The 18196-nt window shown below is 71.7% G+C and carries 17 protein-coding genes; 8 read left to right on the forward strand and 9 right to left on the reverse strand.

The window, feature by feature from the left end; all coding sequences use genetic code 11:
* Position 1: 1 nt before the first annotated feature.
* Complete coding sequence (locus K8556_RS10035; RefSeq protein WP_223739817.1) at positions 2 to 1204, reverse strand: hypothetical protein; 1203 nt, start codon at positions 1202 to 1204, stop codon at positions 2 to 4.
* Between the two features lie 236 nt (positions 1205 to 1440).
* On the opposite strand from K8556_RS10035, the gene K8556_RS10040 reads away from it, so the two are divergent.
* On the forward strand, positions 1441 to 2109 hold the full coding sequence (locus tag K8556_RS10040; protein WP_223739818.1) for an RNA polymerase sigma factor: 669 nt from the start codon (positions 1441 to 1443) through the stop codon (positions 2107 to 2109).
* Entirely contained in the window at positions 2096 to 4339 is a 2244-nt protein-coding gene (locus K8556_RS10045) for a FecR family protein (RefSeq protein ID WP_223739819.1), read from the forward strand. Before K8556_RS10040 ends, K8556_RS10045 begins: the two co-directional genes overlap by 14 nt.
* Here the strand turns inward: K8556_RS10045 and K8556_RS10050 are convergent.
* Together K8556_RS10050 and K8556_RS10055 are read right to left on the reverse strand one after the other, a co-directional pair.
* Positions 4311 to 4871: an FxsA family protein gene (locus tag K8556_RS10050; RefSeq protein WP_223739820.1), complete on the reverse strand. Its 561-nt coding sequence runs from the start codon at positions 4869 to 4871 to the stop codon at positions 4311 to 4313. The two genes, K8556_RS10045 and K8556_RS10050, sit on opposite strands and share 29 nt — an antisense overlap.
* An 88-nt stretch (positions 4872 to 4959) precedes the next feature.
* On the reverse strand, positions 4960 to 5460 hold the full coding sequence (locus K8556_RS10055) for a hypothetical protein (RefSeq protein WP_223739821.1): 501 nt from the start codon (positions 5458 to 5460) through the stop codon (positions 4960 to 4962).
* Positions 5461 to 5570: 110 nt separating this feature from the next.
* On the opposite strand from K8556_RS10055, the gene K8556_RS10060 reads away from it, so the two are divergent.
* The 3 genes from K8556_RS10060 (at position 5571) to K8556_RS10070 (ending at position 8641) form a co-directional block, all read left to right on the forward strand.
* Positions 5571 to 6884, forward strand: a complete 1314-nt coding sequence (locus tag K8556_RS10060) for a class I SAM-dependent rRNA methyltransferase (RefSeq protein ID WP_223739822.1) — start codon at positions 5571 to 5573, stop codon at positions 6882 to 6884.
* A gap of 64 nt (positions 6885 to 6948) precedes the next feature.
* A complete protein-coding gene (locus K8556_RS10065; protein WP_223739823.1) occupies positions 6949 to 7443 on the forward strand; it encodes a YkgJ family cysteine cluster protein in 495 nt (164 codons plus the stop codon).
* Positions 7444 to 7525: 82 nt separating this feature from the next.
* A complete protein-coding gene (locus tag K8556_RS10070) occupies positions 7526 to 8641 on the forward strand; it encodes a glycerate kinase (protein WP_223739824.1) in 1116 nt (371 codons plus the stop codon).
* Positions 8642 to 8654: 13 nt separating this feature from the next.
* On the opposite strand, the gene K8556_RS10075 is transcribed toward K8556_RS10070, so the two are convergent.
* Together K8556_RS10075 and K8556_RS10080 are read right to left on the reverse strand one after the other, a co-directional pair.
* Positions 8655 to 9623 (reverse strand): nicotinamidase, encoded by a 969-nt coding sequence (locus K8556_RS10075; RefSeq protein ID WP_223739825.1) that lies wholly within the window; start codon positions 9621 to 9623, stop codon positions 8655 to 8657.
* A gap of 42 nt (positions 9624 to 9665) precedes the next feature.
* Positions 9666 to 11111, reverse strand: coding sequence for a nicotinate phosphoribosyltransferase (locus K8556_RS10080; protein WP_223739826.1), 1446 nt, complete (start codon positions 11109 to 11111; stop codon positions 9666 to 9668).
* Between the two features lie 199 nt (positions 11112 to 11310).
* Between K8556_RS10080 and K8556_RS10085 the strand changes: the two genes are divergently transcribed.
* Entirely contained in the window at positions 11311 to 11985 is a 675-nt protein-coding gene (locus K8556_RS10085) for an MmcQ/YjbR family DNA-binding protein (protein ID WP_223739827.1), read from the forward strand.
* 84 nt (positions 11986 to 12069) lie between these two features.
* Here the strand turns inward: K8556_RS10085 and K8556_RS10090 are convergent, their stop codons facing one another.
* From K8556_RS10090 to epmA, 3 genes are read right to left on the reverse strand one after another with little or no spacing between them, the layout of a single operon-like run.
* On the reverse strand, positions 12070 to 12804 hold the full coding sequence (locus tag K8556_RS10090; protein WP_223739828.1) for an inorganic pyrophosphatase: 735 nt from the start codon (positions 12802 to 12804) through the stop codon (positions 12070 to 12072).
* Positions 12801 to 13538, reverse strand: coding sequence for a 1-acyl-sn-glycerol-3-phosphate acyltransferase (locus K8556_RS10095; RefSeq protein WP_223739829.1), 738 nt, complete (start codon positions 13536 to 13538; stop codon positions 12801 to 12803). Before K8556_RS10095 ends, K8556_RS10090 begins: the two co-directional genes overlap by 4 nt.
* The gene (gene epmA, locus K8556_RS10100) at positions 13538 to 14551 is read right to left on the reverse strand and encodes an EF-P lysine aminoacylase EpmA (RefSeq protein ID WP_223739830.1); all 1014 of its coding nucleotides are present in this window, start codon (positions 14549 to 14551) and stop codon (positions 13538 to 13540) included. Before epmA ends, K8556_RS10095 begins: the two co-directional genes overlap by 1 nt.
* Positions 14552 to 14580: 29 nt before the next feature.
* On the opposite strand from epmA, the gene K8556_RS10105 reads away from it, so the two are divergent.
* Complete coding sequence (locus tag K8556_RS10105) at positions 14581 to 16302, forward strand: chromosome segregation protein SMC (RefSeq protein ID WP_223739831.1); 1722 nt, start codon at positions 14581 to 14583, stop codon at positions 16300 to 16302.
* 64 nt (positions 16303 to 16366) lie between these two features.
* The gene (locus K8556_RS10110; RefSeq protein WP_223739832.1) at positions 16367 to 16909 is read left to right on the forward strand and encodes an FHA domain-containing protein; all 543 of its coding nucleotides are present in this window, start codon (positions 16367 to 16369) and stop codon (positions 16907 to 16909) included.
* 72 nt (positions 16910 to 16981) lie between these two features.
* On the opposite strand, the gene K8556_RS10115 is transcribed toward K8556_RS10110, so the two are convergent.
* Complete coding sequence (locus K8556_RS10115; RefSeq protein WP_223739833.1) at positions 16982 to 18025, reverse strand: SPFH domain-containing protein; 1044 nt, start codon at positions 18023 to 18025, stop codon at positions 16982 to 16984.
* Between the last annotated feature and the right edge of the window lie 171 nt (positions 18026 to 18196).

Genomic DNA, 18196 nt, shown 5'->3' on the forward strand with positions numbered 1-18196 from the left:
GCTACAGCCAGCAGACGTTGTCCTGGCAGCGCTCGCCGGACGGGCACTCGCAGTTGGCCTGGCAGACCTTGCCGGAGCCGTGGTTCACCGGCTTGCACTGGCCGCTGGTGCAGGCCTGGCCGGCCGGGCACTCGCAGTTGGCGCGGCACACGGTGCCGGTGGTCCCCGCGTCCGTCGTGGGCTGCGTCGGGGGCAGCTTGCACTTGCCGCTGGTGCAGACCTCACCGGACGGGCACTCGCAGTTCACCGTGCAGGAGATGTTGCTGCCCGAGCCCGCGTCCGGCACCGGCTGCTTGCAGTAGCCGTTGTTGCACACCTGGCCGGAGGGGCAGTCGCAGTTGGCGAGGCACGCCTGGCCCGGGTCCGGCTGCGGCGACTTGCACTGGCCGCTGGTGCAGACCTGGCCCGCCGGGCACTCGCAGTTGGCCTGGCACTGGCCGCCAGTCGGGATGGGCAGGCAGTAGCCCACCTCGCACTTGGTGTCCGCCGAGCACTCCGTCGTGGAGGTGCACGGCGCGCGGCACTGGCCGTTCACGCAGTCGCGGCCCGTGGGGCACTGGGCCTCCGTGGTGCACGCGTTCGGGTCCGTCTGCGGCTTCTGGCACAGGCCCTGGATGCACAGGCCGCCCGGGCCGCACTTGTCATCCGCGTCGCACTGCTGACGGCAGGTGCCGTTGATGCAGTAGTGGTCCGTGCCGCAGTCAGAATTGACCCGGCAGACCGGGGTGCCGGCGTCGGAGCCCGCGTCCGGCTTCGTGCCGCCGTCCGTGCCCGCGTCGGGCTTCGTGCCGCCGTCCGTGCCCGCGTCCGGCTTCGTGCCGCCATCCGTCTTGGTGCCGCCGTCCGTGCCCGCGTCCGGCTTGGTGCCGGAGGTGCAGAAGTTGTCCTTGCAGAGGCCGCCCGCGCCACATTCCGAGTCGCGGTAGCAGGACTGGGCGCACCAGCCGTTGATGCACATCTGCGTGCCGGGACACTCGCTCGAATAGACGCAGTTCTGGGAGTCGGAGCTCAGGTCCCAGCAGCTCCCCGAGCGACAGTACTGATTGGAGCCGCAGTCGGACGTGGTGGAGCAGCCGTAGCTGGTGTCGTAGTCGTCGTCAGGCCAGTAGCCGCCACCATTCGTCTCGAGGATGCAACCCGACAAAAGGCCTAACAGCGTAAGGAACGGCACGAGCAATGTGCCGCGAAGCGTGGTGTTCCTCATGAGTGGGGGCTCCAAAGGAATGGGATGGGTCCGGACCGGCCACCGGGGGGGTCATCCGATTTCGAGAGCCTTCGACGCAAGAGGGGGCCAGATTGATCAAATAATTTTGATCTTTTTTCGTCTCTCCGGAGACCCAGGGGCACGGAGGCAGTGTGCTCGTCTGGACCACCGATACAGACTGGAGGGCGTTCCTGGAGGAGGGGGACGTCCGGCGTCGCCCCGAAGGAGAAGGCCTGGTGTTCAGCCGAGGAGCGCGCACCTGGGCGTCCGCCGTCCCGCCGGAGTCCGGCGTGGGCGCGGTGGACGCGCGTGAGCCGGCCTCCTCGGACGAGGCCCGCCTGCGGCTCCTGGTCGAGCGGGTCCAGCAGGGGGACCTGACCGCCTTCGAGCAGCTCTACGAGGCCACGAAGCTGGACGCGGCGCGGACCCTGCGCCACCTGGTGGGAAACCGCGTGGAGGTGGATGACCTCCTTCAGGAGACGTACCTGCGGCTGCTCACGGCGGTGAAGGGCTTCCGGGGGGAGTCCCGGTTCAGGACGTTCCTCTACCGGGTGTGCGCCAACGTGGCGCTCAGCCATCTGAGATGGAAGCGGCGCCGGCCGGAGGACCCCTTCGCGGACCCGCCGGAGATGGTGGCGCCCGGAGAGGACCCGGAGCGCGCCGCGGAGCGCCGTCAGGCCGCGAGGCTGGTGGAGGCGGCGCTGGAGAAGCTCTCGCCCAAGAAGCGCATCGTCTTCGTCTACGCAGAGCTGAGCGGCATGAGCGCGGACGAGATTGCCCTGGCCGTGGGAAGCTCTCCCAACACCGTGCGCAGCCGCCTGCACCACGCGAGATTGGAGTTCACCGAAGCCATGCAGCGTCTGGTCGTCGCCCGGCCGGTGGGAGGTTCCCATGGCCGGTCATGAGACGCAGGCCCTGTGGGCGCTGGCCGCGGGGGAGCTGGACGCCGCCGGCAAGGCTCGCGTGGAGGCGCACGTGGCGGAGTGCGCCGCGTGCGCGGCGGAGTGGAAGCGCGTGGTGGAGGCCCGGACGCTGCTGCACACGGCGCGCTCGGTGGAGCCGTCCGTGCGGTGGGAGGAGACGGGGGCGAAGCTGAAGGCGGCCGCGGCGAAGCGGATGGCGGTGCCCGAGCGGCGGTTCCTGTCGCCCTGGGCGCTGACGCTCGCGGGAGCCTGCGCCGTCGCGCTGGTGGTGTGGCTGGGTGGGGCGCGCTGGAAGGATGCGGCGCGAGGGCCGGAGGCCCCGGTCGCGACCGGCCCGGGCGCTGGGGCTTCCGGCGAGCGGACCGTGGACTTGAAGACCCGTGGGCAGGGTGGCGTTACGGAGGGAGCGGCCGCGTCGGGTGCGGAATCCCCTTCGGCGCCTGAGAGGGTCGCGGCTCATTCGGAGGCTGCGTCCACCACGGAGGCGGAGCGCGTCACCGGCGCGGTGGTGCGGGAGGCCACGGGTGTGGAGCACGCGCTGGCGGCGGGGATGCGGCTGCGCTCGGGCATGGCGGTGCGGACGCCGCCGAAGGCTTCGGCCGTGCTGCGGCTTCCGGATGAGAGCCGCGTGCGGCTGTCGGCGGGTTCGGACGTGGTGTTCGCCCGCGCCGAGGCGAACGCCGTGCACCTGACCGTCCAGCAGGGACGGCTGTCCGTGAAGGCCTCGCATGCGCGGAGGGACGCGTTCCTCGTGGAGTCCGCGGGACTGCGGGTGTCCGTCGTGGGGACGGTGTTCTCGGTGGAGCGCACGGCGGCCGGGGCCGCGGTGGCGGTGCTCGAAGGACGCGTGCGAGTGGACGCGGAGGGACAGCCTCCGCGCTTCGTGGACGCGGGAGAGCGCGTGGAGCTCGCGGGCACGGGTGAAGCGATGAAGCCTCGGGAGCTCTCGGCGGGAGACCGGCAAGCGTTCCGGGACCTGCGGGACGCGGAGCCCGCTGCCGCGGTCGCGAGCATCGTGCCCCCGATGCAGGGACCGTCACGCGGCGATGCGAGCCCGTCCGTTGCGACCCGCGACACGGTCTCGGAGCCGGGCACTGCGTCCGTGGAGAATCATGCCGCGCCGTCGCAGGCCGTCGCCAAGAAGGCGCCGGATGCCCCGGCTCCAGGCACTCCGTCCATGGAGGACAATGCCGCGCATTCGCGGGCCGTTGCGCAAAGGACGCCCGATGCCCCGACTCCCGGCGCTTCGTCCGCAGAGCACAACGCCGCGCATTCGCAGGCCTTCGCGCAGAAGAGTCCCAATGCCTCGGCTGTCAGCGCCCCGCCTGCGGGGAACAACGCCGCGACGTCTCAGGCCGTTGCTCAGAAGGCGCCTGCGGCCCCGACTCCTGGCACTCCGTCCGCAGAGAACGATGCCGCGCATTCACAGGCCGTTGCGCAGCAGAAGACGCCGGATGCCCCGGCTCCCGGCACCAATTCGGCAGAGAGCAACGCCGCGCCTTCCCAGGCCGTCGCGCAGAAGATGCCCGAGGCACCGGGCACCGTTGTCGCCCAGGCCACTCCGAACGCTCCGGCGGCCCCTGCCATGTCCGCGCCGGGAGAGGCGCTGGCGCAGGCGCCCAACACGGAGATTCCCCAGCCCGTGCATCCGCGCGAGTCCACCCCGTCCGACGACTTCGCGCCCTACCCCGGCGCTTCGGCGGGTTCGCTCGCGTCCTCCGCGCCGCTGCCGGGCGCCGTGCAGGCTCCGTCCGTGGCTCCGGCCACGCCCTCGGAGCCTCGCAAGCGCAAGACGCTGGGGGCGCTCGTTCCGGGCGGACTGCTGTCGGACGACTCCGATGAGCGCTTCCTCGGCTACGCCAAGGTCCAGACGGCCGGCACCACGTGCGGGCAGTTCCTCGTGGGCCTGGGGGAGATCGCCACCGCCAGCCCTCGCACAAGCCACCGGGAACAGGCCCGCATCCTGCGTGGCCGCTGCTTCAACCGGCAGCACCTGCCCGCGGACGCGGAGGACGAGTTCCGCCAGTACCTCCGCGAGTTCCCCAACGGCCACTACGCCACCGAGGCCCGCATCGCCCTGGGCATGTCCCCCGAACCCGAGCCCGGCGCTCCCGCGAAGACGCCCGCGCCCCTGCCCGCTCCCGTGACGCCGCGCTGGAACGGCTCGCCCCAGCGCGCGCCCGTCAGCCCCGGGGTTCCTCGTCGCTGGTGAACTCCGCGTCCACCTCGCCCCCTTCGCTCCGGGGGCGGCGGAAGGTCGCGGGGCCCTCCTCCGAGGGCTCCACCTTCGCGGCCGTCTCCTGCGGGTCGAAGCGCCGGGCGTCCAGGAACGGGGCCTCGCCCGGAACAGGGCCGACCTGCGTGAAGCGCACCGTGCCCGAGCGCAGCGTCTGCTCCAGCGAGCGCCGCACCCGCGCCGTCACCACGCGGCGCACCGGCGGCACCATCAGCAGGAGCCCCATCACGTCCGAGATGAACCCCGGCGCGATGAGCAGCGCCCCGCCCACCAGCACCAGCACGCCGTTGAGCAGGCCCTCCTCGGGCACGCCGCCTCCGGCCATGGCCTCGCGCCAGTTGCGGAACACCTTCTCGCCCTGCCTCCGGGCGATGAGGCTCCCCAGCACGGCGGAGGCCGCCAGCAGCGCGAGCGTGGATCCCAACCCGATGTGATGCCCCAGGGTGATCAGCAGGTACAGCTCCGCCAGGGGCAACAGGATGCAGACGATGACGAGGGCCTTGAGCACGCCGGCACGTTAACGCCAGATTCACTCCCGCGCTCATTGCCGGCTGCACACGCCGTGTCCCCACCCGGGGTCACCGGCGCCCCCCGGCTCACTCCCCGTTGAGCTTCGCCATCAGGAAGCGCATCACGAAGTAGAGGAGCGCGAAGCCGCCCACCGCGAAGAACACCAGCCGCGACGTCAGCGACATGCGCTCGGACGGCAGGCCCAGGCTGTTCACCCGCTCGGCCCGGTCCATGGCCTCCGCCAGGCCGGGGGTGAGCTCCATGGGCTTCGCCGTGCGCCGGTAGTGCTCCGTGCGCAGGTACTGCTCGACCACCCGCTCCGTGGCGGCGCCCGTGAGGACCTCTCCCAACTGCGGGTCGAACAGCCGGAGCCGGGCCTCGTGGGCCAGCCCGGCGGCCTCCGTCAGCGCCTCGCGGATGAGGTCCTCCCCGTCCACCAGCGGCACGCGCAGCTCCGCGCCCACCACCCGCTTGCCGTCGCGCAGGGGCAGCACCTCCACGGTGCCCACGCCCAGGTCCCACTCGCGCACGCCGTCCGGGCGGCCAGTCCCCGGGCGCGCCGCCAGCAGGGCGTCCACCCGTGCCATGTCGAAGGGGGCGCCTGGGGTCCGCGCCTGAAGGACCAACTCGTAACTCACGCGGGTTGCGAGTATACGCCGCGCGGTCGCTCCCGCCTCTTTCCCTCCGAGACGCCTTGATGAAGCCCTCCTCTCCCCCCCGCTCCGGCCGGCCCGGCTCCCCTCCCCCCGGACGTGGCGGCAAGCCCGGCCAGCGCCCGGAGAAGCACGGCCAGCGCCCGGAAAAGCCCCGCGCGGACCGCACGTCGCCGGAGCTGGGCCCGGACGGCACGCCCCAGGTGATGCTCCTGCGCCGCGGCTCCGACCGCTGGCTCGCGGGCCCGCCGTGGATCTACCGCGCGGACCTCAACGGCGACCCCGGCCTCCAGGGCGGTGAAGTCGTCCGCGTGGTGGACGGCCGCGGCTGGTTCCTGGGCAAGGCCTTCTATTCGAAGCAGTCGAAGATTTCCCTGCGCTGGCTCACCAACGACGACGTCCCGGTGGACGCGGACTTCTTCCGCCAGCGCCTCCAGTCCGCCGAGGCGCTGCGCAAGCTGGCGCTGCCCGGCGAGGCGACGTACCGGCTGGTGCACGGCGAGGCGGACGGCCTGCCCGGGCTCGTGGTGGACCGCTACGGCGACTACCTCAGCGTGCAGTTCCTGGTCCCCGCCATGGAGCAGCGCAAGGCGCTCATCGCGGACCTGCTGGAGGAGCTCTTCCACCCCAAGGGCATCGTCAACCGCTCCGACGTGAGCGTGCGCCACCTGGAGGGCCTCCTGCCGGAGAAGGGCCTCTTGCGCGGCGCGCTGCCGCCGGGCCCCGTGTCCTTCGACGAGGGCCTGGTGCGCATGCGCGCGGACCTGCTGGAGGGCCAGAAGACGGGCGCGTTCCTGGACCAGCGCGAGAACCACGTGATGGCGGCGCAGTACGCCTTCGGCGAGGCGCTGGACTGCTTCAGCTACGTGGGCGGGTTCGCGCTCCAACTGGCCACGCGCGCGAAGCAAGTCACGGCGGTGGAGATTTCGGAGTCCGCCTCCGCGCAGCTTCGCGACAACGCCCAGTCCAACAAGCTCTCCAACCTGGAGGTCGTGACGGCCAACGCGTTCGACTTCCTGCGCGACGCGGTGGACGAGGGCAAGCGCTACGACACCATCGTGATCGATCCGCCCTCCTTCGCGAAGAACAAGGACGCCATCCCGGCGGCGGTGCGCGGCTACAAGGAGCTCAACCTGCGCGCCTTCCAGCTCCTGCGCCCCGGCGGCATCCTGGTGACCGCGAGCTGCACGTACCACGTGGACGAGCAGGCCTTCGAGGAGATGCTCGCCTCCGCCGCCGCGGACGCGAAGCGCCGGGTGCAGATCATCGAGCGCCGCGGCGCCGGCCGCGACCACCCCGTCCTCCTCAACCTGCGCGAGACGCGCTACCTCAAATGTTTCGTCCTGCGCATGCTGTGAGATAGGGTAGGACCCATCCAAGGGGTCCATCCAGCGGACCCCGACGTGCGGGAACGGTTCAGTCATGGCACGCCGGGATTGGGACGACGCAGACGACGAGGCCCCCGCGTCCGGGACGCGGGCGTTGGAGCGCGCCCTTCAAGAGACGCGCACCGTCTACCGCCAGGCGGACGCGGCGTACGCCCCGTACTCGTGTCCGGCGAGCGGGGAGTGCTGCCAGTTGGCCGTCACGAAGCGCCAGCCCTGGCTGTGGCTCCCCGAGTGGGAGCTGCTCAAGCGCAGCAAGCCCCTTCCGCCCCCCCGCGCCGACGGCGCCTGCCCCTACCTGGACGCCGCGGGCCTGCGCTGCACCGTGTACGCGGACCGGCCGTTCGGCTGCCGCACGTTCTTCTGTCAGCGCATCCAGGGCCCCGCCCGCCAGCCGTCGGACGAGGTGTCCCGGCTCCTGCTCCGGTTGGAGCGGATTTCACAACGCGTGATGCCGTCACTGCGGGGGCCACGTCCCCTCCTGGAATGGTATGCCGGGGTCAATACCGCCCCGGCCCGGGAGGAACGATGACGTCCATGCTGCAGACGCGGTGGCGGAGCGCCCACCGGAGTCCCCCCGTGTCCGCGCGGTCCAAGCCTGTAGGTGCCCGAGCATGATTCCCCCACGCTGGCTGCTTGCGCCCCAGGAGTTCAAGGGCACCTTGAGCGCGGCCGAGGCCGCGGACGCCATGGCGGAGGGGCTGCGTCAGGCCTCGCTGGACGTGGTGCTGGACGTGGCGCCGCTCGCGGACGGAGGTCCGGGCACGCTGGACGCGCTGCTCGTGGGCATGCCCAAGGGCGAGCGCCGCAGGCTCACCGTGCGCGGCCCCATGGGCACGCCGGTGGAGGCCTGCTGGGCGCGGCTGGACGACGGGCGCACGGCGGTGGTGGAGATGGCGCAGGCCTCGGGGCTCGCGCGGGTGCCGCCGGAGCAGCGGGACGCGCGGGCCGCGTGCACGCACGGCACGGGGCAGCTCTTGCGCGCGGCGCTGGACTCGGGGTGCGAGCGGCTCATCGTCGGCCTGGGCGGCAGCGCCACCACGGACGGCGGCAAGGGCGCGCTGGAGGCGCTGGGCTTCCGCTTCCTGGACGCGGACGGGGCGCCGCTGCCGCCGGGGGGCTCGAGCCTCGCCAGGCTCTCGCGCGTGGACGCCAGCGGCAGGCACCCGCGCCTGGGGCAGGTGGAGCTGCTCATCGCCACGGACGTGACGACGCCGCTGCTGGGCGCGGACGGCTCCGCGCGCCTCTTCGGTCCGCAGAAGGGCGCGGACGCGGCGGCGGTGGAGGAGCTGGAGGCGGCGCTGGCCACGTTCTGCCGCATCGTGGACGAGGACACCGCGAACCTCCCGGGCGCGGGCGCGGCGGGAGGCCTGGGCTACGGGCTCGCGGCGCTCGGCGGCGGGAAGCTCACGTCCGGGTATGACCTGGTGGCGCGGGCGCTGGGGATGGAGCGGCGCGTGCTGCTCGCGGACCTGGTGCTCACGGGCGAGGGGCGCTTCGACCGGCAGACGTCCATGGGCAAGGGGCCCGTGGCGCTCGCACGGCTGGCGCGCGCGCAGGGCACGCACGTGGTGCTCTTCGCGGGCGTCGTGCAGCGGGACAACGGACCGGAGCTGTCCCTCTTCCAGGAGGTGGTGGAGCTGAGCGGCCAGGCCCGCCCCGGCGCCACCGCCCGGGAGACGCTGCGAGACGCCACCGCGAAGTGGGCGCTCGCGCGGCTGGGCCGGTAGCGGCGGCGCGGCCCTACTCCAGCGGATCCGTCGTGCGCACCACGCGCATCCCCGCGGCCTTGAAGCCCGCCAGCGCCTCCTTCGCCACGCGCGGGAAGTCCAGCGCCGCGGGCAGCGGCTCCAGCGGAGGCGCGGGCACGGGGCTCATCGCGTCCTCCAGGATGTAGATGTTCCCCAGCTTCGATGGGTCCGTGCGCTCCAGGTACTGCTGAAGGTCGCGCAGCGTGGACAGCACGCAGTGCGAGCTGGCCTGCCCGAAGACGTACACGCGGTCGAACGACAGCAGGTGCTCCATCAGCCGCGCGTTGAACTCGCCCACGCGCTGGCCCTTCACCTGCGTCACCTCCGGCGCCATCACGGAGTAGTTCTCCGTCAGCGGGTGCTCGCCCTTCAGCTCGAAGTGCGTGGGCGTGTCCCGCACCAGCGCGTGGAAGAGGCTCGCCTCGTACAACGCGGGCACCAGCGCGTGGCTCTGTCCGCCCAGGAGCGCGTGGTACGGCCAGATGGTCAGCACGTACCGGCCGCTCGCCTCCAGCCCCTCGCAGTACGCCAGGCTCTCCTCCGGGTGGCGCGTCGCCCGCCAGCGGCCCTCCCGCACGTCCTTCGCGGTGATGACCGTCATGGGCTCGGGCGGGCGCCCTTGCGCGTCCCGCCACCACGCCGGATGGAAGATTTGGAAGGCCCGGTGCGTGTCCAGCGAGAAGACCAGCCCCGTCAGCCGGTCCAGGTGCGCGTACAGCCAGCGCAGCGTGCGCTGCGTGTCCTCCACCGCGCCCGGGACGAAGAGGCTCGCGCCCGGCGTGCAGAAGGCCACCTGCGCGTCGATGCCGAACGCCGCGATGCGCTGGCTGTCCTCGCGGGCCGGGCGCACGCGGTGCTCGGCGGCGTAGCGCCAGGCCTCCTGGGAGACCTCCGCCACGCGCTCCAGGTAGAGCTGGCCGACGCGGGCGTCATCGTGGAACCGGGGCGGGGGCAGCGGCATGACGTGCTCTCCAGGCCCGCCGGCGCCGCCGCGTCCATGGCGTCAGCGGCCCTGCGGGAAGTGGCGCCGGGTGATGGACTCCACCAGCGCCTGCGTGGTGGCAGTGTAACCGATGCGCTGCTCCTCCAGCGTCAGGCCTTCGGTCCCCACCAGCGACGGCGTGGACGGGGCGGACTCCATCAGCGGGAAGTAGCCCTGGGGCGTCGCCTCCCCCGCCTGCCCCACCAGCCCCAGCGGCCCCGTGCCCGTGCGGCGGCGGAAGAGGACGGGCGTCCCCGGCACGCTCTGCTTGCCCTCCGCCAGCTCGTTGCCGAACTTCATCACCGGCGTCGCGCCGGAGCACGACAGCTTGTAGATGGCCGCCACCCGGTCGCGCGTCAGCGCATGGAACATGGTGCGCGCCACGATGTGGCCGCCGTAGCCGTAGAACTGCGTCGCCGGCTCCCAGCCCACCTGCTTGCGCAGCTCCTCGAACTCGCGCGTCATCTGCGCGTCCAGCCCGTCCTCCAGGATGATGACCGGCTTGATGCCCAGGTCGCGCGCGCGCGTCACCGCGTACAGGTACTGGAGCTTCTTGTTCCCGGAGTCGAAGCGGATGGAGTCCCCACCCTGCGGATCCTCCGAGATGAGCTTGAACGCCGCGGGGATGCCCGACGTCAGCGTGTCGAAGGTGTCCAGCAGGTAGCTGGAGCGCTGCGGCCGGCGCTCGTGCATCGCGCGGTAGGCCGCGTCGTCGGAGCCGTAGCGCTGCACGTGCTCGTGGCCCATGGTGCCCACGGGGATCATCCCCAGCACGCGCGCGCCCTCCACGTTGCTCGTGCGCTGCACGCCCGCCTCCTGGCACGCGCGCAGGGCCAGCGCGTGCTGCTCCAGGCAGGTCGCCGCGCGCAGGCCCACCTCGAAGATGCGCGAGGGGTCCCCGACGACGTCCACCAGCTCCTTCACCTGCGCGCGCACGCGCCGCGCGTAGCCCTCCGGGTCCGCCTGGATGGACACGGCGCGCACGCCCACCTGGTCCAACGTCTCCAGGGCGATGCGCTTCTCCTCCTCGCACGTCACCGTGGCCAGCGTCCGGGCCAGGGCCTCGCGGTCCTGCAGCGCCTGCGTGGCCACCTGGACGCGGTAGTTGAGCTGCAACAGCATCGGCTCCAGCCACGACACCAGCGCGGAGGGCCCCGTGAGAGTGAGGATGGGCTCGCGCGGCAGGAACACCGCACCCCGGGGGATGGCGCGCACGGACACCTGCGCCTTGCGCAGGATGGCCGCCTTGAAGCCCACGCCCATCTCGTAGTCGTGGCGGGCGAGGAACGCGTAGTCGTCCGGCTGGGGCTCCGGCAGGAGTGCCTTCACCCACGCCTCCAGGTCCAGCGGCATCACCTGGGGCCCGCCCTTGCGGTGCGAGTAGTAGAACGTTTCCTTCCGCAGGGGCCAGCCGGCCTCCGCCATGCTGAACTTGTAGCCATCCGTGGCGAGCAGCGACTGGGGCATGGGGCAGCGACTCCTTAGCGTTGACCCCGAGACTATGCGTGCCCGCCACCCCGTACCTAGGGCCAAGGGCTCCGACGGATGCGGGAAACCACGGGTGCTCCATCACCCGTCTGTCTTCCGGCGACCGACACATTGGGGAATACGCTGGATGCGACAGGTGCGGTTAAGCTGTCACGACACACAACGAAGCCAGGTGCCCATGCCCGCAGAGAACGAGACGCAGAAGGTCGAAGCCGTGCTGCGCGAACATGCGATGAGCTACCCCGGCGCCCACGAGGACTTTCCCTGGGGCCACCGCGCGATGAAGGTCAACGACAAGACCTTCCTCTTCATGACCGTCGACGGCGAGAAGCTGAACCTCTCCGCGAAGCTGCCCGAGTCCAAGGACGCCGCCCTCACGCTGCCCTTCACCGAGCCCACCGAGTACGGCCTGGGGAAGAGCGGCTGGGTGACCGCCCACTTCGAGGAGGCCTCGCAGGTGCCGGTGCCCGTCATCAAGGCGTGGATCGACGAGAGCTACCGCGCCATCGCGCCGAAGAAGCTCGTGGACCAGCTCCCCGCCCGGGGCACCGCCGTCCCCGGCCCCGCCGCGAAGCCGGCCAGGAAGGCCGCCGCGAGCAAGAAGGCCGCCGTGCGCCGGGCCGTGGCTCCGGCGAAGAAGGCCGCGAAGAAGGTCGTGGGCAAGGTGAAGACCGTGGCCAAGAAGGCCGCCGCCCGCGTGAAGACCGCGGCGAAGAAGGCCACCCAGAAGGCGGGCAAGGCGGTGGCGAAGACGGCCTCCGCCGCCAAGGCCAGGTCAGCGCGCAAGGCCGCCGCTCCGGCCCGGGGCAAGCGCGCCGCGACCTCCACGCCCAAGCGCGCCCGCCGCTCGTAGGCCCGGCCCGCTCCACGCGCGAAAGGAAGCGGGGCCCTTGCCGGGGCCCTGCCCTTCCCGCGCGCGGGACACTTCAAGACGCGGCTACTTCCCGCTCCGGTTGCCCCGGCCCAGGGGGCCCCTGGCGGCGGCCTTCGCCACGGACGGCTTGCGGCGGGCGGCGGGCGCGGACTTCTTCGCCGGCTTCGCCTCCGGCTCCACGAACAGCTTGTCGTAGTCGCGCATGCTGCGGCGGATGACCTCCAGCGCCTCCGGCCGGTCGTAGACCTCCGCGATCTCCACGCTGCGCTTCCCCTCGCCGGGAATCTGCTTGTAGGTGAGGAAGTAGTGCTTCAGGCGGTCCAGCAGCGGGCGCGGAAGCTGCGCGATGTACTGGAGCTCGCCGTACACCAGGTCCGACTCCAGCACCGCGATGATCTTGTCGTCGGCCTCGTTGCCGTCGACCATGCGGAAGCCGCCCACGGGCACCGCGTGCACCAGCAGGTTGCCGTTGGAGACGACCTTCTCCGTCAGCACGCAGATGTCGATGGGGTCCCCGTCGCCGCGGATCTCCTTCACGCCAGTGCGCTCCGCGCAGCGCTTCGCCACCTGCTCGCCGCAGTACGTGCGCGGGATGAAGCCGTAGAGCGTGGGGCACTGGCTGCTGAAGCGCTGCGGCCGGTCCAGCATCAGGATGCCGGACTCCTTGTCCATCTCGTACTTCACGGCGTCCGTGGGGACGATCTCGATGTACGCGGTGACGACTTCAGGGGCCTCCGGTCCGGGCGAGATGCCGTGCCAGGGGTGGGCCTGCGACGGGGTCTGGGTGCTCTTCTTCATGGAGTGTCTCCCGAGCGCTGGCGCGCCTCGGCGTACAGCCCGGCCACCGCTTCTTCCAGGCGGCGGGTCAGGGTATCGCGGTCATCCAACGTCAGCCCCGCGGTGGGCACCGGCGGGCCCACCACCAACGCGACCCGCTGGCCCCACTGGATGGCCCGCCCGCCCTTGGGGAGGATGAGCCGGGTGCCGGAGACGGCCATGGGCACGACGGGGACCTGCGCCTGGATGGCCAGCGTGGCCGCGCCCTTCTTGAAGGGCCTCAGCTCGCCGTCCGGGCTGCGGGTGCCCTCCGCGTAGAACAGCACGCTGACGCGCTCGCGCAGCGCCGTCACGGCCTCCTGGAGCCGGGCCCGGTCATCCGCGCCGCCGGTGCGCTGCACGGGGATGTTGCCCGCCACGCGCATGGCCCGGCCGAACACGGGCACCTTGAAGAGCTCCGCCTTGGCGACGTAGCGCGTGTGCTTGTCGATGTGCGCGAAGTTCACCATCGCGTCGAAGTGCGACTGGTGGTTGCTCACGAAGACGACGTTGCCCTCGCGCGGGACGTTCTCCACGCCGAAGGCCTCATGCCGCACGCCCGCGGACGCCAGCCCCGACAGGGCCCACGCGCGCAGCACCTTGTCCGCCGCCGGGTGCTGGTTGAGCTCCGACAGCACCGTCACCGTCGCGGACGTCACGCCCGTGAGTCCCACCGTGGCCACGCCAGCGAACACCGTCTGGAGCACCTTGAGCATCAGACGAACCCGTGCGCGGGGAACAGGAGGACGTCCTCGATGCGCTGGACCCCGAGCAGCAGCATCAGGATGCGGTCGAGCCCCACGGCGATGCCCGCGGACGGCGGCATGCGGCCCACCGCCTCCAGGAAGCGCTCGTCCAGGGGATACACGGCGCGGCCCAGCTTGCGGCGCAGCTCCTGCTCCTCCACCAGCCGCGCGCGCTGCTCCGCCGCGTCCGTCAGTTCGGAGAAGCCGTTCGCCAGCTCCAGCCCCTTCGCGTACAGCTCCACTCGCTCCGCCACGCGGCCGTCGCCGGGCTTCAGCCGGGACAGGGCCGCCATGGACGCGGGGTATTCCATCAGGAAGGTGGGCCGCTCGTGGCCCAGCCCCCGCTCCACCCGCTCCAGGAAGAGGTGGAAGAAGACGTCGTCGAAGGACGTGGAGTTTCCGGTGTGCACGCCCACCGCGTCCGCGGCCCGCTTGAGCGACGCGCCGTCCGAGTGCACGTGGATGTCCACGCCCGTGGCGCGCAGCACTGCGTCCCGCACCGTCACGCGCTCGTACGGCGTGCGCGTGAAGAAGGCGGGGTCCGCGCCCGGCTCGCCCTCCTTCGCGTCCGCCGCCGCCCGGCCCGCCGCCGCCAGCGCGCCCTCCAGGTCGTCCATGATGGCGTGGTAGTCCGCGTGCGGCCGGTAGAACTCCAGCAGCGTGAACTCCGGGTTGTGCGTCTGGGATACCTCGCCGTTCCGGAACACCTTGCAGATCTGGAACAGCGGCCCGGCGCCCTGCGCGAGCAGGCGCTTCATCGCGTACTCGGGGCTGGTGTGCAGGTAGAGCGTGCACGCCCGGCCCAGGTCCGTCTCCGGGACGAAGGGCGTCTCGAAGGCGGTGATGTACGGCTCCATGCCGGGCGTGGGCACGAGCAGCGGCGTCTCCACTTCCAGGTAGCCCTGGCCAGCGAAGAACTGTCGCAGGGCGGAGTAGAGGCCCTGGCGTCCCCGGGCCGCTCGCCATGGGTTTACGTTGGGCATCGGCAGGTCGGAAGTAACATGGGCGGCCCATGTCCCCAAGGATTCCGTCCCTCCTCGCCGCCGCCGTGTGTCTGCTGAGCGCCTGTCACAAGGCGCCGCCCCCGGTCGCGGTCCCCCCTCCCAGCGAGGAAGAACTGCTGACCGGCGAGGTGAACGCCCTGTCCGCGGAGGCCGCCCTGCTCCTGGAGGAGCAGCACCGGCTCGTCTGGGACTTCTGGACGGAGGGCAAGGCGGTGGACATCGCCGCCACCTACAGCGGCAAGCAGGCGCTCTTCAGCCTGGAGAACCTGCGGCGCATCGACCGGCTGCGGCACCTGACGAAGGACCCGCGCGAGCTGCGCGCCCTCACCGCGCTCCACGGCCACTTCGCCGGGGAGTTCCTGTCGCGCGAGCTGGCCGAGCACAACGACGCCTCCGCCAACCTGGAGGCGTCCCTCAAGCTGAGCGTGGACGGGCGCGAGGTGCGCTACCACGACCTGGAGCGGCTGCTCGCCAACGAGAAGAGCGCCCTCAAGCGCAAGGCGCTCTACGCCGCGGCCACGCCCGCGCTCCACCGCCTCAACCAGACGCTCCTGCGCCGCGAGACGCGCACCCGCGAGCTGGTGACGCAGATGGGCTTCGAGTCCTACGAGGCCTTCGGCAGCGAGCTGCGGCAGGCGGACCTGGAGCGGCTGGCGCAGTTGGCGGAGGAGGTCCTCCAGGCCACCCAGGAACCGTACCGGCTGGTGATGGAGCGGCTCTCGCAGCGCGAGCTGGGCCTGCCCTTCGCGCAGATTACCCGCGCGGACATCCCGCGCCTGTTCCGCTCGCGCGAGGTGGAGGACGCGTTCCCCAAGGGCGAGTCGCTGGCGAAGGCGCAGGCCACGGTGGCGGGGCTGGGCATCGACCTGAACGCGCTGCCCAACGTGAAGGTGGACGCGCGCGACCTGCCGCGCAAGAACCCGCGCCCGCTGGCCATGGCGGTGAAGGTGCCATCCGACGTGCGGCTGTCCTTCAAGCCGGGCACGGGCGTGCTGCACCAGGGCCGCGTGCTGCATGAGGTGGGGCACCTCCTGCACACGGCCTTCACCCAGGAGGCCCGCTTCGAATTGGCGCGGCTGGGCAACCCCACCGTGGGCGAGGCGTACTCCGCGCTCTTCGAGGACCTGCTGGAGGACCCGGTGTGGCTGGAGGAGAACGCGGGCGTGCTGGGGGACGCAGACAAGCGCGCCCAGTACCTGGCGACCTCCAGCGCGCACAAGCTGTACCTCATCCGCCACGCGGCGGGCCGGCTGCTCTACCAGTTGGAGCTGCACCGCCGCACGGACGTGGATCCGCGCGAGCTCTACCGGGCCCTGATGGCGCGCACGGGCGCCATGCCCATGACCGAGGACGACGTGGAGCGCTACCTCGTGGACCAGGAGGACTTCTACCAGTCCGCGGACAGCTTCCGGGCGTGGTTCCTGGCGGGGCAGCTCCAGGGGCAGCTCAAGGCGCGCTTCGGCCCGGCGTGGTGGCACGCGCCGGAGGCGGGCGCGTTCCTCAAGGAGCTCTGGGCCCGGGGCACCGCGCCCTCCGCGCGCGAGCTGACGCAGGCGATTGGCGAGAACGGCCTGGCGCCGGACGTGCTGCTGTTGCGGCTGAGCACCACGCTCCAGGTGCCCATGAAGCTGGACCTGCGCCGGCTGGACGACACGCCCCCGCCCCCTCCGCCCGCGCCGGCCCCGGTGCTCCAGATGCCCCGGGCCCAGGCCACGCCGCTGGCCTCGTAGGCACACGCCTCCACACCCCGGCGGGCCCTTCCCGTTCCCGCCGGTTGCACGTAGGGTCCACGCCATGGTGTCCGTGAAACAGCTCCGTCCCTTCGCGAGCGCCTCGCTGGAGTCCTTCCGGGCCGCGTCCGGCGCCGTCGTCCTCATCCAGCAGCCCGTGGACGCCGCCTTCAAGGCCGTGGTGGCCCCCGGCATGGTGGGCCTGCGCACGGTGGGGATGGCGCACCGCTCGCGCATGGAGGAGCGGCTGCTCGCGATGCTGCGCGACTTCGACAACCTGGAGGTGCACTTCCTCCAGCCGAACCAGGACGGCGAGGAGTTCACCGTGGGCCGCACCGACGCGTGCGACCTGGTGGTGCCGGAGCCCTCCGTCTCCCAGCACCACGCCACCCTGCGCTGGAACGCGGGCGCCGGGGACTTCTCCGTGCGCGACGCCCAGTCCATGAACGGCACCTTCATCAACGGCGCGCCCCTGGGCTTCAAGGCCCAGGTGATGCTCCACGACGGCGCCACGCTGGCCTTCGGCGACGTGCAGTTCCTCTACCTGCGCGCGGAGACGCTGCACGAACAACTGCGCCTCGCCGTGCCGGGCACGCCCGCCCCCTGAAGAAGCGCGAAGGCCCCGCCTCCCCACGGGGAGACAGGGCCCTCGTTCACGTCAGCGCGGACAGCCGCGGGACTACAAGAGCTTCATCAGCTCCGCGCGCTTGGCGGCGTACTCCTCGTCGGAGAGCACGCCCGCGTCCTTCAGCTCCTTGATCTCCTTGAGCCGCTGCGCCGGGCTGCGCGTGTCCGCGGGAGGCGCCGCCTGCGCGGGCTCCGCGGGGCGCTGCTGCTGCTGGTTCTGCTGGTTGGCGAACATCTGCGCCATGCCGAACCCCATGCCCATGCCCATGCCCTGCATGGCGCCGTCGGAGCCGCCACCGCCCTTGGCCATGCCCTCGGACGCGCCGAGCATCGCCTGGCCCTGGGCGTACTGCTGGAAGCCGCCCGCCAGCCGCGAGTACGCCACGTCCTTGGACAGCTTCTTCAGCGTGACTTCGTCCTCGGGCTTGATGCTGACGACGAAGTTGCCCATGCGGACGATGGTGAGGCCGTAGGAGTCCACGTGCGGCTTCAGGCCGGCGAGGATCTCCTGCTCCATCTCCTCCACGTAGGCGCCGCTCGTCACGTCCAAGAGCGGCCACTTCTTCTTCACCAGCAGCTCGGCGGTGCGGTCGCGCGTCACCTTGAGCACCTGGCCCTTGAACCAGCCCAGGAACTCCTCGTTGGTCGCGCGGCCCATGCCGACCAGGCCCACCACCAGCTTCTCCGGCTCCGTCACGCGGATGGAGAAGTCGCCGTACACCATGGTGCCGATGCCCAGGCCCGTCTCCGGGTCGCGCACGTCGCCAATGGGGCCGCCGAACTTCACGCCCGTGTGCTCACGGTTGGAGACGAAGAAGATCTCCGCCATGAACATGTTGCCGCCGGTGAAGCTCTCCAGCAGGCGCGACAGGAACGGGATGTTGTTGGTGTCCAGCGTGTGGCGGCCGGGCCCCAGCTTGCCCTCCACCTTGCCGTCCTTGACGAACAGCGCCACCTCATCCGCGTCCACGGTGAGCTGCGTCTTCATCCGGACGTTCTTCTCCGGATACTTGTAGACGATCTCACCCTTCGCGCTGTCCGCGCGGGCGATGAAGTTCCGCTGCGCCTCGCCCTTGATGCTGTCGAAGATCCCCATGTCTGTTTCAGCGCCTCCGTGGCCGCGTGGGCGGCAGGTCTTCAAAGCTTCGTAAACCCCACCCCTAAATGCGGGGCCGCCAGCGCGAAAGCGCCACCGCGCTTCCCCCGGCATCCTGGCCTGAACATAACAGCTTCACGGGCGCCTGCCCGTCCGGCCGGCCCCCTGGCA

Source organism: Corallococcus sp. AS-1-12, assembly GCF_020036995.1.
GTDB lineage: Bacteria > Myxococcota > Myxococcia > Myxococcales > Myxococcaceae > Corallococcus.